Genomic DNA, 14,384 nt, shown 5'->3' with positions numbered 1-14,384 from the left:
CACCGCCCGGAGGCACCGGCGGGACGCACCGATCACATGCCGGTGACGTCCCTGGCCCGCCGGAGTACGGAGTCGAGCGCGGCCACCCTGCCGTCACGCCGCTTCGCGCGCGCGGCCCGGTCCTCCGGAACCAGCCGTTCGGCGGTCTGCACGGCGTAGGCGTCCGGGTCACCGAACGCGGCCCGCGGGTGCTCACCCGTCTCCGCGCAGTGCGTCGTGACCTCCTTGACCGCCCGGAGCACGACCTCCCGGTCCACTCCCGGCTGCATGGCGAGACGTACCTGGAAGCGCGCCATCCACTTCTCGCGGTCCTTCTCTTCCGCCGTGTCCGTCGTCGGGTCCTTCTTCGCCACGTGCTCTCTCCCGTGTGATCTGCAGCCGTCCGTCATGGAGTGGGACGTCGAGGCACTCCGGCGGGTTGCCCGAGCGAACGACCTTCCGGCGGCCGTCCACACCGCGCCCTGACCGGGAACACTGGAACGCCACCTGATCACCACTCATGTGACCTGGGCCAACACCTGATCCACAGCCGACACGAGCAGGCACAATGATGGGATGGTCACGCTGGAGACTTCCCGTTTGGTACTGCGCCGGTGGCACGAGGACGATGTCGCGCCGATGGCTGCCATCCATGCCGATCCGGAGGTCATGCGGTGGATCCGTGACGGCAGCGTCCGTGACGAACAGCAGACCCGCAGCGGGATCCAGGCATGGGAGAGCGAGTGGGACGCTCAGGGGTTCGGCCTGTTCGCCGTGGAGATCCGTTCCACCGGCGAACTGGCCGGGTTCACAGGCCTGTCCGTGCCCGCCTACCTGCCGGAGGTACTGCCTGCGGTTGAGGTCGGCTGGCGGCTCGGGCGTTCCCACTGGGGCCAGGGCCTGGCCACCGAGGCCGCCGCGGCCGCCGTACGGTTCGGCTTCGAGGAGCGGCGGCTGGAGCGGATCGTCAGCATCGCCCAAGTGGGCAACGCCGCCTCCGAACGGATCATGACCAAGCTGGGGATGCGCCCGCTCCGTGAGACCGTCAGCCCCTCCGGAGGCCGACGGGTCCGGGTGTTCGCGTTGTCGTCCCACGAGTACGTCACCACCACCCGCTGAGTCGGGAGGCCGACCACTTCCTCGCCCCCACCGGCATCGCCTGCACTCTCATCTGCTACCGCAGGCTCATGCCCACCCGGGGCGACGAGGCTCAGGTGTTCGCGGCGCCATAGTGCAGGACGTCGCCCTGTGGAAGCAGGTATCCGATGTCACGCGTCTGCGGCAGCTCTCCCGCCAGCGTCGACGCGTCGGTGCAACCGGAGACCTCGAAACCGATGACCCCCAGGCTGAAGGAGGCGCTCTTGAAGGTTTCGGCCCCGATGGCAGCCAGCCACTCGTCCATCACCTCAGACCTGAAGAACGGCCGACCGTCCCAGTAGGCGAGACCCGCCTGATTCAGCGCACCAACGGGGACGTAGAAGTCCAGCCAGTCGCTGCTGTCATCACCGCCCCGGATCGCCACACAACCACAGACGACCACTTGACCTGTCGGAAGGCGGACCTGACCGTGAAGGTGACCGAACTCGGTCAGTGATCCGACGGTGCACGGCACGGGATCCTGCTCCTCGGGTTCACGGTCGCTCCGCCCGAAGCACCCGCGCACGTCTGCGGCAGACCACAGAGCACTCAGGACGGCTTGAATCCGGGCATCATCACTCGACCCGACTTCTATGGCCAGCTCGTAGTAACCGTCGGACCAGTTGGTCTGGTCCCGGAAGGCGGCAGGACTCGTCATGCCGTGATCATGTGGCAAGGCCCTCCCTGAACGCCACCCGCATTCAAGCGCGCGGCCGGCCCGATGGAGATGGTCTCTTGAGGCGAGGGCTCGGGCCGCGAAGGCGGAGTGAGCACATGACCGGGCCGCGCTGAGTACCGGTGCTCATGGCGGGACGGCCGCCCCCTCCTACCGTGAGGGGTGGTTGTCGAGCGAGCGGGCCGAACAGCGGGGATTCCATGAACTCAGTCATCCACGACGCGAGCGCCGGCTCCTGCGCCGCGGAGCAGTGGCCGGTCCTCTACCTCTGCGCGGTGGCCGCGCTGGCCGGATGCGGCCTGTTGATCAACCTGACCGCCCTCTGGGTGACCGTCAACGTCGATCAACTCCCCAAGGCATGGGCCCTGCCCGTGATCCTGCTGCCCTGGGTGGGACTGATCGCGGGGTCGGCGGCTTCCGTGGGGTTGGGCCTGGAGGCTGCGCACCAGGGCGAATCTCCCTGGCCGTTCCTCCTTGCGGGTGCCGGGGCACACCTGGGGGCACTGGCCGCCGTGGCCGCGTTGATCCGGTCCGCCTCGGGAAGGGCCGGTCGTGACGGCACGTCGGAGCGTGACGGGCGTCGACGCGACGGCCGTACGGGGGAATCCAGCGGCCGCACTTCGTCACCGCCGGACCCGACCCCGACCCCGACCCAGGCCCCGCGCCCGACCCCGGCACCGGCTCCGCCACCCGCACCCGCACCCGCACCCGCACCCGCACCCGCACCGCAGCCCTCTGCCACCGGCCGTGTCACGCAGCCCCGCTCCCCCGGCTCGCACGAGGACTGGCAGACCCGGGTGATCCGCCGGCCGGGCGACGTGGGGTACGGGATCCTGCTGCACCGGAAGGCCGAGAAGTACTTCGAGCACCACCACCGCCTGATGGACCGGCACGTGCCCAGCGGGTGCCACCCCGGTGAGACCGCCACGGCGGGCGACGCACTCGCCGTGCTCGCCCTGGGAGAGGCCATCCACCACTCGGTCCTGTCGGACCGCCCGTGGACCGTGCGCGACGCCCTGCAGCTGGGAGCCACGTGGAGCGAGGTGGCAGCCGCTCTGGACGGCACCACGGACGAGGCCCGCAGCATTCTGCGGACGTACGCGGAGGTGCAGCGGCAGGAGTACGCGGAGACCGAGATGACGGGGCAGAGGCCCTCCGGCTACTCACCCGAGGAGTACCGGTCCGTGCTGGCGCTCATCAGCCTGGCCGACGACGACCGGTAGCCAGCAGTCAGCAGTCAGCAGTCAGCAGTCAGCAGTCAGCAGTCAGCAGTCAGCAGTCAGCAGTCAGCAGTCGACGGAGCCTCGCGGGTCATGGGCAGCGTGGGCAGTCTCCCCCGCCAGAGGTATCGCTCGCCCGCGATCTCGAAGCCGTGGCGTCGGTAGAACTCGATCGCCCGTTCGTTGCAGTCGGCGACTCCCAGGCGGATGCGTGCGGGTCCTGCCCAGGCGAGGAACTCGGCCATCATGGCGCCACCGAGGCCGTGTCCCTGAGCGTGGTCCACCAGGTACATCGGCCCGAGCGTGATCGACTCCGCGTCCTCCTCGTGACCGCAGAGATAGCCGACGATCTCCGTCCCGGACCGGACGACACGGCAGAAGTGCGGGGCAGGGTTCCGGTGTGCCTTCTCGATGAACTCCCGCCACTGCGCCACGCCTTCCGCGGTGGCAGAGGAACCGCGGTGCTCACGGATCCAGGCCTCGTCGACGCCCGCGTCCGTGTCAAGGTAGTTGTCCAGCCAGTTCCGCAGGTGCAAGGGCCCCAGCATCGCGGCGTCGTCAGGGTGAGCAGCAGTGATCAGATAGGCCATGTCAGATCATACGCACGCACGGGCCACGCGGCCGTGCGTCAGATTCGGCGGCGCGGGACCGACGCGGCCCGGAAGACGTACGCCGTCATCGGGGCGACAGCCGGCCCCGTGCCCAGGCGGGCCGTCATCTCCTCGATGACGGTGGCCCGCACAGTCGGCCCGCCGCCCCGCTCCTCCACGGCCAGGCGCACCGGCGTCCCGGTCAGGTACCCGGTCGCGAGGTCGGCAGTCGACGCCGCCCGGCCTTCGAGCGTCAGCTCCCGCTCATCCTCGACGGTGAACCCGGCGGCAGCCAGGTCGAAGCCTCCGTCGGGGAAGGGCAGCCGCTGCGCGTCGGCCCGCCGCCACGCCGCGCCCGTCGCACGGGCCGACCCGAACGCGACCATCGCCTCGTTCAGATCAGTGGCCGTCACCTCGGCCGAGGGTGCCTCTGTCAGCAGGATCGACGTTAACGCTCCGGTACCTGCGGCAAGTTCGAGGACTCGGCCAGGGTGCAGTGCCGTCGCCCGGGCGGCAAGATCCTCGGCGAAGGGCCGGAAGACCACGGGTACGAGGTACTGCTCATAGGCGTCCGGCATGGACGCGGACCACCGCCGGTCACCGCTGGTTCCTGGCATGCTCGTGACGGTAGCGCCGCGGCAGGCGTGCCGCTCCCGGCCGCGCCGTCCCGCACCCCGAACGTACCCCCGCCCGCACGACCGAGAACCGGGCACGCCCCGGCCGGACCTTCGCCGGCCGGGGCGTGCGTGAGGGGTGGGGACCGCTGCGCCTCAGGCCGCGGGTGCCTTGAAGTGGCAGTTCGCGGAGACGGGCGTGTTGTTGGTGGCGTCGTCAGCCGTACGTACGCGCCAGCCGTAGCTGTGGCCGGGGGTGAGGTTCGGCACGGTGAGGGAGACCGTGCCCTGGCCCTTGACCGTCGTCGTGCTCTTCGACGCCGGTGTGCCCAGGCTCAGAATCTGGGTGCCGGTGGTGTTGTCCCACAGGGAGAACTCGGCCCACACGTTCTTGGACGGGTCGGGGTGCCGGACCGTCGCGTGGAGCGTGGGCGTGAGGCTGCCGGCCGTGCCGAAGGCGTTGTCGAAGGTGCCGGGATGCTGGTGGCAGCCCTGGGAGAGTTGCCCCTGCGGACCCTGCATCGCGATGTTCTCGCCCGTGGGTGCTGCCATGGTCCCGGAGTAGGAGGCGACCTGGTCGTCGCGCAGGGCGTGGTCGAAGGCCTCGACCCGCTGGATGTGGCCCTTGAAGCCGGCGTTGCGCACGCCGCTGACGAGGTCGCGACCGACGACGAAGGGACCGTTGGCGCGCCACCTGGCCGTGTGCGTGGTCTCGGCCTTCTTCGTACCGTCGACGAAGAGGCTCGCCTTGCCGGTGGCGGAGTCGTAGACGCCGGTCAGTCGGGTCCACTGCCCCTTCACCGCTCCCGGGGCGACGGCCTGGTCGATGCTCCAGCCGTCGGCGTCGGACCTCGGCAGACCGAAGCGCCAGGAGTTGTCCCCCGCGTTGTAGAAGAGGATCACTCCGCTGACCCGGCTGCCGTCCTGGGACAGGACCGCGGAGGTGCCGGCGTCGGCGTCGAGCTTGGCCCAGGCCGAGACCGTGAAACTACGGGCGGTGTCGAACGCAGGGCCGCCGGCCGCGACGGCCTCGTCCACGCGTCCGTCCATGTACAGGGCGCCGCCGTGCTCGGCCGTCCGCCAGTCGCTCGTACCGTCGACGCTCGCGCCGGTGAGCCCGGCCGTGCCTCCGGTGGTCGCCGAGGTGCTGCCGTCGAGTTTCCAGGAGAGGGCGGGGCCGCCCTGGGTGTAGCCGTAGACCGGGGTGTGGTCGGAGTAGGCGTCGTCGTCCGGCGTGCAGACCATGTCGGTCTTCTGGCAGAGCGGCTGGCCGCCGGCGTCGACCAGGTAGTTCGTCGCGTCGCCGAACTCGGTCCGCGAGTCGCAACCGGTGAAGCCGCCGGTCGAGAAGAGGTAGTCGATCTTGGATGTCGTCATGTCGTACGAGAGGTAGCCTCCGTCGCCCCTGAGCGAGGCGTTGGTCCGGGTGAGCTTGGTGACCTCGTTCACGGCGTCGTTGTACACGCCGTCGTTGGGCAGGTACGCCTTCTGGTCGCACTCCGCCATCAGGGTGTAGAGCGGCTGGAGCGTCTCCTGGTTGCTCGTGTTGAAGTCGCCGCCCAGGACCACGGAAGGGAACTTCTTCACCGTGTCCACGACGATGTCGATCTGCTTGTCGTAGTAGGCCTTGGCCGTCGTCTGCGAGATCGGGACCTCCCACTTCGGGTCGTCCTTCGCCTTGTACCGATCGGCATTGAAGTTGGAGATGTGCGTGCTGCACAGGTGGCTCTCCCAGCCGGCCACCTCGGCGCAGAGGATGGTGCTGCTGCTCATGGAGAGGCCGGTGCCGACGGGCGTGTTGAAGTCGTTCTCCGACTTCCACGTGATCTGTCCCTTGACGGCGATGGCGACACTCAGCGTGCCGGTCAGCGCGTCTCCACGACAGCTCGAACCCTCCGAGTCGATGAGCTCGGAATCCTTGCGCTCGGGCTCGGGCCCCTCGCCGTCGTCGGGCCGGGTCACGCCCGCGGACGCGAAGCTCCATCCCTTGCCGGCGAGCAGCTTGGCGAGCTCGTCGAGGTGGCTCGTTCCGTAGAGGTCGCCCGGTGTCGTACCGGCGCAGACCTCCTGCAGCAGCACGGCATTGAGGTTGCGCTCGTCGATGAGCTTGACGACGCCTTCCATCTTCTTGCGGGGGCCGTCGTAGTCGTAGATCGGGGATCCGTTGGGCTTCTTGCGTCCGGTGTCGGTCGCGTTGCCGTTCCGCCAGGGGCAGTAGCCCGCCTCCGAGGCGTACTTCCCGCCGGCTTCCCCGCACATGTTCCAGGTCGCCGCGCGCACCGAGTCGCGGGTGTAGGCGGTCGCCGCGGCGTCCCCCGGTGTGGTGGTGAGGGCCGCGGCCGGCGTGGCCTGGCCCCCGAGGAGGAGGACGACGGCCAGAGCGGTCGCCCCCGCGTGCAGCCATCGGGCTGCGAATCTTCTCATGTCAACTCACATGCGGACGTGTGGGTGTCCGCATCCCCCCAGCCCTGGGCCATGACATCCCCAGGACAGCTCCAGAAACGTGCCACAGGGGCGCGGCGAGGGCGCGGGGCGGGGTCGCGAACCGGATCACGGGGTGGTCGGCACGGCAGCCCGGGGAGGGTGAGGCCGCGTCGGCGGGTGGGGCGGCGCGGGCTGGCAGGTGTGAGGCGCGGACCGGCAGACGTGAGCCGCGGGCCTGCAGGTGCGAAGCGCGGGCCGGGCCGGCGTGAGACGACGCGGGCCGGCTCGTCCGGAGTATTGCGCCTGCCGACACACGGGGTACACCATGGATATGACTGACTGGTAGTTCAGTAGCGCCGGGTCATCAGGGATGGGGAAGCGACGGTTGCGGGAGTCGATAGGCCCACCGCCTCGTTCGCCGACGGCACCGGCAACCGGAAGAACACCCCATACCAAACATAACCGCCCACACAGGTCGGAATCGACTGCCGCCGCGCTACGCTCCACCCCATGCCGACCATGAACATGTCATCCAGGAACGCCCGTCCCGGCGCGGCCCCGTGGTTCGGACCGCGCCCGGTCGGGACCGCGCCCTCGAGGAGACCCGTCCGGCTCTTCTTCGTCCTTCTTCTGCTGCTGGGCCTTCTCGGGACACCGGCCCTTGCGGCCGCCTCCCCTGCCCCGCCCGCCCGATCCGTCGCGGCCGCCGCCGCGACGGCGAACGCTTCCGCCGTGGCCCAGGCCAAGGCGCGCTGGGGAGACCGGCGCCTCGACCAGGTCTCCTTCCTCGGCACCCACAACGCGTTCACCAACTACGAGGACTCCCGCTGGAGTTCGGTGTCGCAGTCCGAGTCCCTGCGCCACCAGCTCGACAACGGCGTACGCGGCCTGAGCCTGGACACCCACTGGTACGAGCGCAGCACGTGGCTCTGCGTCATCAGCTTCGGCAGCGACTGCTACCCGAGCGACGTCTACCTCTGCCACGGCGAGTGCAAGACGTTCGCCGGGGTCACGTACGCGCTGCCCCGGCAGTCCTTCCAGAGCAGCATGCAGACCGTGGTGGACTTCCTCGCGGCGAACCCCCAGGAGGTGGTGACCATCTTCCTGGAGGACTACGTCAGCGCCCAGCAGCTGGGGAACTCGCTCGGCCGGGTACGCGGCCTCGACCAGCTGCTCTTCCGGCCCGACGCGTGGAACGTGCGTCAGCAGGGGTGGCCGAGGATGACCGACCTCGTCGGCTCCGGGAAGCGGCTGCTGATCTTCAGCGACGAGCCCGACCGTGAGCACCTGGGCGTGATGTACGACAAGGCTTGGACCGTCAGCAACTTCTGGAGCCTCGGTGACCTCGGCAACGACGTCTCCTGCGTCAGCCGGTGGTCCGACGTTCCTCTGGACCGTCAGGAGCCGGGCTTCCGGCGGCTCTTCACCATGAGTCACCACCGGAACGTGCCCACGGTCATCAACTCCGCTCTCGACAACGGGACCAAGCTGCGGGACCGCGTCAATCAGCAATGCCGTCCGGCGGCCGGTGGCCGCGACCCGAACTTCGTCTCGGTCGACTTCCACCGGATATCCGACAGCAGCGGCCACACGCCGGCCTCCGTCGTCGCGGAGCTCAACGCCCGCAACTGAGACGGAACGCCCACGCCCCGGGCGGACCCGGGGCGTGGGCGGACCTCGGTCACAGGCCGCCGGTGTACAGCAGCTTGTTGGGGGTGGCGGTGCTGAGGTTGTTCAGGACGCCCTTGGTGGAGTTGCCGTCGAGCCACTGGCCGACCTCGGCCGGGCTCGCCGTGGGGTACTGGGCCTTGTAGAGCGCGGCGACGCCGGCGACGTGCGGGGCGGCCATGGAGGTGCCGTTCATGGCGACGGATCCGCCGCCCATCCTCGCCGACACGACGTCCTGGCCGGGCGCGAAGATCTCCACGCACCGGCCGTGGTTGGAGAAGGACGTCTCCTCGTCCCACACGTTGGAGGCCGCGACGGTCACCGTGCCCGTCGCCGACGCGGGCGAGACGTCACAGGCGTCCTTCGAGGAGTTGCCCGCCGCGATGACGGGCAGCACGCCCGCGGCGGCCAGGGCCGTGGCGGCGTTGTTGAGGGCCACGGACCTGTCCCCGCCGAGGGAGCCGTTCAGGACGGCCGGCTGCCTGGCGTTCTTGGCAACCCAGTCGAATCCGGCGATCATCCCCGAATAGGAGCCCCGGCCGTCACAGCCCAGCACACGGACGCTGACCAGGTTGGCCTTGCGGGCGACCCCGTACGTCGCACCGGCGACCGTACCGGCGACGTGCGTGCCGTGACCGTTGCAGTCCTGGCCGTACCGCCCGTCCCCCATGGCGTCGAAGCCGAACGTGGCGCGGCCGCCGAACTCGTCGTGGTTGTAGTCGATGCCGGTGTCGAGGATGTACGCGGTCACCCCGGCGCCGCTGCCCTGGGTGGTGAAGTCGTTGTCGAGCGGCAGGCTCCACTGGTTGATGCGGTCCAGGCCCCAGGTCGCGGCCGGAGCACGCGGGGTGACAGGGGCGGACGGCTGGGGCGGGGTGCGCACCACCGCGTCCTCCTCGACCGACGCCACACCCGGTGAGCTCCGGACGGTGTCGAGCTGGAGCGCGGTCAACGGCGCCGCGAATCCGTTGATGGCCTTGTCGTAGACGTAGGTGGGCCTCAGGCCCAGCTTTTCCGTCGCCTCGACCGCGTCGACCCCCTGGTCGAGGGTCACGATGTACTGGCCGGGCACCGCGTTGGCGGCGGTGACCAGCGGCGCGGGGGTCGGTTCCGGGCCGACGACGGGCTGGGCCGCCGTCGCCGTCGGGACGACGAGGGCGAGGGCCGTGACGGAGACGCTCGCGAAAGCGAGTCTGGTACGTGTGTTCACGTCGCCGAGCGCATCACGCGGAAACGATCACTCGCCAGTACATTCCGAACGATTCAGGCGGATGCCGGAAGCGTCACCGCAATGCGTTGCGCCGAAGCGGTGGCACCCGGCCGAACGGGGCGCGGCAGGGAGCCCTCCTCAGAAGTGGGTGGCGATCCCGAAGACCCTCCGCAGCTGAGCCATGTCGTGCCGATCGCGGTCCGTGGGCTCGTATCCCTGGTGGAAGTAGACCTGCTGCTCGGCGGAGAGACACGGGACCACCCTTCCCTCGACGGTGCCGGTCACGAAGCACGAGGAGGGGTAGAGGAAGGGACGCTCCGGATCGTGCGACGCCTGCACGGCCGATCCGTCGTCGGCGAACACGAGCGGATGGAGGTCGACCTCCCGGCCGTCCGGAGCGGTGACGACGAAGCGGATGGGCCTCCAGCTCAAGCTCTCCTCGAAACCCGCCTCGGAGAAGGCCGCCACCACGGCGGCCTCCTGGTCCTGCCGGTGCATCAGGTCCACGTCGCGGTGCTGTCGCGTCTGTTCACCGATCAGGGCGTCGATCCCCCATCCGCCGCCGATCCAGACATCGACCTCCGCCCGGCGCAGCAGGGCCAGGATTGCCAGCACGTCGTCACCCGTCATCACCTGACGCAGGCTAGAAGCGACGGCCTCGGTCCGCGAACGAGTTCCTCCGGCGGCGACCGGACGGCGGCATCCGCCTGGAGCGGTACGGCGCTGCAACGGCGGCCCGGACAGGGAGGGCGACCTGCGCGGCTGGCAGGATGCCGGGGTGTCCGACTCCCTGCGTGAACCGTGGCTGCGCGGAATCGCCTTCAATCCGGCAGCGCCCTCCGACGTACTCGTACGCCTGTTGGATCGAGCGGGCGGCGAGGCCGGTCTGCTGATGTGCGAGGGCCGTGACCTGCCTGACGCCGTCGTCGACGCTATCGTGCGCCATCCGGCCGTCGTCATCCGCAGGGCATTCGCCCGCAATCAGTACGTCGACTCGGCACAGCTCGCTCCTCTGGCGACGGATCCGTCGGGGATCGTCCGCGGATGGCTCGCCGGCGGCTCCCGTCGCTACACCCGCCGGGTCCGACCGCTGACGGACGATGTCCTCGTGACCCTCCTGACCGCGCAGGACGGGGGCGAGGACGGCAAGGTCAGCGCGCACGAGATCGTCGCGGAGCTCATGTCGTCCCGGCAGCTCCCGCTCTCCTTCTTCCGCTCGTTGGCCGGGAGCGCGCACCCCGGACTCCGGGTACCGGCCACGTGGAGGTGGGAGTCGCTCACCCCGGCACAGCGGGCTGCGCTGCTCGACGATCCGGAACCCGCGGTCCGCGCGGCGGCACAGGACAGGAACTGGGCGCTCGACCCGGATCGGGTGGAGGCCCGTCTGCCGTCCTTCGGCTCGCGCAACGCATGGGTGTTCGGCGGGTGTGCCCTGTCCCCCGCGCTCGTCGAGCAGGGCTTCGCGGAGGGCGTGGTGCGCTCCATGGCGCGGAATCGGCACACCCCGGCCTACGCCGTCGCCCGGCTCGCCCACCATCCCGAGGCGGCGGTCCGGGAGCTGGTCGCCGCCCGTCCCGACCTGGGACCGGACCTGGTGGCGCAGCTGAGTCAGGATCCGGTCGAGGACGTGCGGACGCACGCACGCCTTCATGCCTTCCCCCGCACCTGGGCCGAGTACGAGGTGATCGACCGGGTCGTCGGGCACGGTCCTGACTGCGTGTGCCCGATCTCCGAACCGTTCACGGGGTCCCTCGTCGAGCCGGACGTCGGACCGTCGGCCGACTGGTTCGCCGCCTGTGCGGTCTCCGGGGAGGCGGTGCTCCGTCGGGTCGCGGCGAGTTGGCCGGGCCTCTCGCCGGAACTCGTCGCGACGCTCGCGCAGGACGACGACGAGGAGGTCAGGATCCGGTTGGCCTGCCACCACCCGCTGGCTCCGCCGCGCCTCCTCCTGGAGGTCTTCGTCACCCGGCCGGCCCACCGTCCGCACCTGCGCGACCTGCCCGCGTTCCCCCGCACCGGCTGGGCCCACCTCATCGACCACCCGGACCCCGAGGTACGGGCCCTGGCCGCAGCCGATCCCGCCCTGGCCGCACCGCCGGTACAGGACCCCGACGACTCCGTGTGCAGGGCCGCGGCCGGCAACCCGAGCCTGCCGCCGGAAGTCCTGGAAGAGCTCCTGGCCGACCCTCGTACCGCTGAGGGTGCGGCGGCCAACCCGTCCCTGCCCGTCCCCCGCATGCACGCGCTCATCGACCACTGCCTGAAGGCCCCCGCCACCCCACCGGCGGTGGCGGGGCCCCGAGAGGGTTCACGGATCTGAGAGTGGGCGCCGGGGCGCGTGGGAGGCCCGGTCACGCGTCCCAGGCACGAGGGCGGCTCAGCGCTTCCCACTCGGGGCGGAGGAGCGAGAGCACGGCGAGGTCGTGGCGGCGCCCCCGGTGGAGGCAGGCGGCGCGGCTGGTCCCTTCCAGGGTGAAGCCGGACCTGGCGAGGACGGCGAGCGCGGGGGCGTTGTCGGAGTGGGTCTCCGCCGTGAGCCGGTACATCGGGAGTTCACCGAAGGCGAGGTCCACCACGGCGTCGAGGGCGGCGGTCGCGTGGCCGAGCCCGCGGTGCTCCGCCGAGAGCATCAGCTCGACCTCGGCGGTGCCGTTGACCATGCTCTGGCCGGTCAGGGCGACGTAGCCGACGGGGGTGCCGTCGGGAGCGAGGATGAGGAAGTCGTCGCGGTCGTCGTCCTCGATGTCGCGCTCGATTCGCTCACGCACGGCGGTGAGGGAGCGTGGCCAGATGCCCATCTGGTGGGCCGTCACAGGGTCGGACCGCCAACTGTGGACGAGCTCGGCGTCGCCCATGTCCAGTGCGGCGAGACCGACGGACTGGGCCGGCCAGGAGATCTCCCTCGCAGCCTCTGTGTCGTCGTGCCGGTCGCCTGCCACCATGATGTCTTCTGTCATAGGCGGATGCTAGGGGCGCCTCCAGGGCCGCGACCATCGCTTTTCTCCGCCCGACGGCTCGACGTCAGGCCTGGTCAGCGACGGTCTCTGAGGTGATGGGCGCCGAATGCACCTCACGTGCTCCGGACCCCTCGCGTACCTCGCCCGCCCCACCCGGCAGGCCCACGCGTGCTCCGGCCTCGCCGCGTCCGGTCAGTCCGCGGCGGGCCGGAGGAAGGCGGTGCCCACGGACCGGGCTGTCTCCTCGACCGCTTCGTGGTTCTCGTCCGCGGCCGTGAAAAGGACCATGCCGATGCTGCCCTTGTCGCCCCACACGCACATCGCCCGCGGCGTGCCGGTGCCCGCCTCGGTGTACCTGAGGCATCGCATCCACGCTCCGTGGGGACCCGTCTCCGCCTGCCAGGATTCGTGGACGACGCCCTCCTGGTCCGTCACCGCGGGGAAGAGCCTGTCGTCGTCCACGAACGACTCCCGCATCTCGTGGAAGTCTCCGGTCGTCACCGCCACCAGGTACTCGGCGGCGGCGTCGGGAGCGGCATCCGCGGCGGCGTACACCCGGGCGGTCGAATCGTTCAGCTCGCTGTCGGAGATCGCACCGAACGGGTCGAACTCCTGGCGCAGCTCGAAGCCTTGCAGACCGCGGAACGTGTCGTGAGCGACGATGTCGTAGCGGGGGTACTCGAGGGAGGCTGCGTACGACGTGCCGCCGACGGCGAACAGGAGCGCCAATCCGGCTCCGGCGAAGGCGTACTCACGACGAGTGACACGCGGCACGGGCGGCAGCTCCGGCGCCCCCGGCCCGTCGCCCCCGACGGCTGCTTCTTCGTCATCGCCGCGCGCCTCTGCATCGCCGCGCGTCTCGGCATCGCCGTGTGCGTCGGCGCCATCGCCCGGTTCGGCACCGTCGCCTGCTTCGGCACCCGGTGCAGCCTCGGATACGGATGCGGATACGGATATGGCCGCGGCGATACGGTCGGCGGCCCGCTCACGGGCGGCCCGCAGCAGTCTGCGGAGGCCGAGGAACGGCAGGCCCAGCAGCAGCCCCAGCCCCGCCGCCATGCCGTACGGGATGGCCGGCAGGACCGTGATGCGCAGGACGATCAGCACGGCGACGACCAGACCGGTCGCGAAGCGGTACTCGACACCGCGGCACAGCAACAGGCGGAGCCAGGTCCGGCCGGTGGCGGCGAGAGCGGCCGTCGTCTCGGCGAGCACGGCGAACCGCAGATCGCGCGGGGCCGCCGCAGCCCACTGGGCGGCCTGATCGGCGGCAGCCTGAGGGGTAGGCGCTTCGGCGAAGGCACGGGCCGCGTCGAACGACTGCACCCGGTGCACCGAGGCGCTGTTCCTGGCGTTCGTGGAAACGGAGCTTCCCGCAGCGTCGGCCCGCTTCAACTCCGCCGACTCCGGCGCGATCTCCCGCAGCCGGGCGAGGAGCACGGGGCCCCGGGCGTGGCGCCCCGGCCGGTCCATCGAGTCGCTGCGGGTGCAGAGCTCCGCGTACCCGGCGAGCAGACCGATGTCGTCCGGGAACGCGTCCAGGCCCTCGCGGAAGACCCGCTCGGCGGCGTCGTCGTGGTCGTCGTCGTCCTCGGCCATGTGGGCGCGGGCCAGCGCGAGGAAGAGCCCGGCTTCCGGCCCGTCGTCGGCGAGTGCGGTCCGTGCGACGGCCCGCGCCTCGGCCGGTCTGCCGACGGCGACGAGCGCGTCGATCCGTCCTCGCACGTCATCGCGCACGTCGTCGCGCACGTCATCGGGCGTGCCGTTGCGCACGTCGTCACGCAGGTCGCCACGCACATCGTCACGCGCGGTGTCACGCACGTTGTCCTGGTTGTCGTTCAAGAGTCCCCACCCCTGGTACAGTAGGCCGGACGAACACGGCCGCGACCGTCACTATCGCCCGTACCGG

Annotated in this window: 13 protein-coding genes; 4 read left to right on the top strand and 9 right to left on the bottom strand. The window is 70.6% G+C overall.

What is annotated here, in order from left to right; genetic code table 11:
- Window positions 1–32: 32 nt before the first annotated feature.
- The gene (locus AMK27_RS06870; RefSeq protein ID WP_073903547.1) at window positions 33–353 is read right to left on the bottom strand and encodes a hypothetical protein; all 321 of its coding nucleotides are present in this window, start codon (window positions 351–353) and stop codon (window positions 33–35) included.
- A 202-nt stretch (window positions 354–555) separates the two neighbouring features.
- Between AMK27_RS06870 and AMK27_RS06865 the strand changes: the two genes are divergently transcribed.
- Complete coding sequence (locus tag AMK27_RS06865) at window positions 556–1,098, top strand: GNAT family N-acetyltransferase (RefSeq protein WP_073903545.1); 543 nt, start codon at window positions 556–558, stop codon at window positions 1,096–1,098.
- Window positions 1,099–1,189: 91 nt separating this feature from the next.
- Here the strand turns inward: AMK27_RS06865 and AMK27_RS06860 are convergent, their stop codons facing one another.
- The gene (locus AMK27_RS06860) at window positions 1,190–1,774 is read right to left on the bottom strand and encodes a hypothetical protein (RefSeq protein WP_241847335.1); all 585 of its coding nucleotides are present in this window, start codon (window positions 1,772–1,774) and stop codon (window positions 1,190–1,192) included.
- A 218-nt stretch (window positions 1,775–1,992) separates the two neighbouring features.
- Between AMK27_RS06860 and AMK27_RS43480 the strand changes: the two genes are divergently transcribed.
- Window positions 1,993–3,015: a hypothetical protein gene (locus AMK27_RS43480; RefSeq protein ID WP_241847334.1), complete on the top strand. Its 1,023-nt coding sequence runs from the start codon at window positions 1,993–1,995 to the stop codon at window positions 3,013–3,015.
- A 56-nt stretch (window positions 3,016–3,071) separates the two neighbouring features.
- Here the strand turns inward: AMK27_RS43480 and AMK27_RS06845 are convergent, their stop codons facing one another.
- The 3 genes from AMK27_RS06845 to AMK27_RS06835 form a co-directional block, all read right to left on the bottom strand.
- Window positions 3,072–3,602 carry a GNAT family N-acetyltransferase gene (locus AMK27_RS06845; RefSeq protein WP_079188233.1) on the bottom strand — a complete coding sequence of 177 codons (531 nt, stop codon included), beginning with the start codon at window positions 3,600–3,602 and terminating at the stop codon, window positions 3,072–3,074.
- Between the two features lie 38 nt (window positions 3,603–3,640).
- Window positions 3,641–4,219 carry a class I SAM-dependent methyltransferase gene (locus AMK27_RS06840; RefSeq protein WP_241847333.1) on the bottom strand — a complete coding sequence of 193 codons (579 nt, stop codon included), beginning with the start codon at window positions 4,217–4,219 and terminating at the stop codon, window positions 3,641–3,643.
- 153 nt (window positions 4,220–4,372) lie between these two features.
- Window positions 4,373–6,640, bottom strand: a complete 2,268-nt coding sequence (locus AMK27_RS06835) for a LamG domain-containing protein (protein ID WP_073903535.1) — start codon at window positions 6,638–6,640, stop codon at window positions 4,373–4,375.
- Between the two features lie 510 nt (window positions 6,641–7,150).
- On the opposite strand from AMK27_RS06835, the gene AMK27_RS06830 reads away from it, so the two are divergent.
- Complete coding sequence (locus AMK27_RS06830) at window positions 7,151–8,272, top strand: PI-PLC domain-containing protein (RefSeq protein WP_073903533.1); 1,122 nt, start codon at window positions 7,151–7,153, stop codon at window positions 8,270–8,272.
- A gap of 49 nt (window positions 8,273–8,321) precedes the next feature.
- Here the strand turns inward: AMK27_RS06830 and AMK27_RS06825 are convergent, their stop codons facing one another.
- Both AMK27_RS06825 and AMK27_RS06820 read right to left on the bottom strand, forming a co-directional pair.
- Window positions 8,322–9,518 (bottom strand): S8 family peptidase, encoded by a 1,197-nt coding sequence (locus AMK27_RS06825; protein WP_073903531.1) that lies wholly within the window; start codon window positions 9,516–9,518, stop codon window positions 8,322–8,324.
- 138 nt (window positions 9,519–9,656) lie between these two features.
- On the bottom strand, window positions 9,657–10,148 hold the full coding sequence (locus AMK27_RS06820; protein WP_198955815.1) for a nucleotidyltransferase domain-containing protein: 492 nt from the start codon (window positions 10,146–10,148) through the stop codon (window positions 9,657–9,659).
- Window positions 10,149–10,296: 148 nt separating this feature from the next.
- Here AMK27_RS06820 and AMK27_RS06815 point away from each other — a divergent pair, with 148 nt between their 5' ends.
- The gene (locus AMK27_RS06815) at window positions 10,297–11,838 is read left to right on the top strand and encodes a hypothetical protein (protein WP_073903527.1); all 1,542 of its coding nucleotides are present in this window, start codon (window positions 10,297–10,299) and stop codon (window positions 11,836–11,838) included.
- A gap of 31 nt (window positions 11,839–11,869) precedes the next feature.
- On the opposite strand, the gene AMK27_RS06810 is transcribed toward AMK27_RS06815, so the two are convergent.
- Both AMK27_RS06810 and AMK27_RS06805 read right to left on the bottom strand, forming a co-directional pair.
- Window positions 11,870–12,475, bottom strand: a complete 606-nt coding sequence (locus AMK27_RS06810; RefSeq protein ID WP_241847332.1) for a GNAT family N-acetyltransferase — start codon at window positions 12,473–12,475, stop codon at window positions 11,870–11,872.
- Window positions 12,476–12,667: 192 nt separating this feature from the next.
- Window positions 12,668–14,317, bottom strand: a complete 1,650-nt coding sequence (locus tag AMK27_RS06805; protein ID WP_073903525.1) for a hypothetical protein — start codon at window positions 14,315–14,317, stop codon at window positions 12,668–12,670.
- Window positions 14,318–14,384 lie beyond the last annotated feature (67 nt).

The organism is Streptomyces sp. CB02009 (assembly GCF_001905825.1).
Taxonomy (GTDB): Bacteria; Actinomycetota; Actinomycetes; order Streptomycetales; family Streptomycetaceae; genus Streptomyces.
Note: the sequence above shows the minus strand (reverse complement) of the source record. Positions and strands in the feature narration are given on the sequence as shown.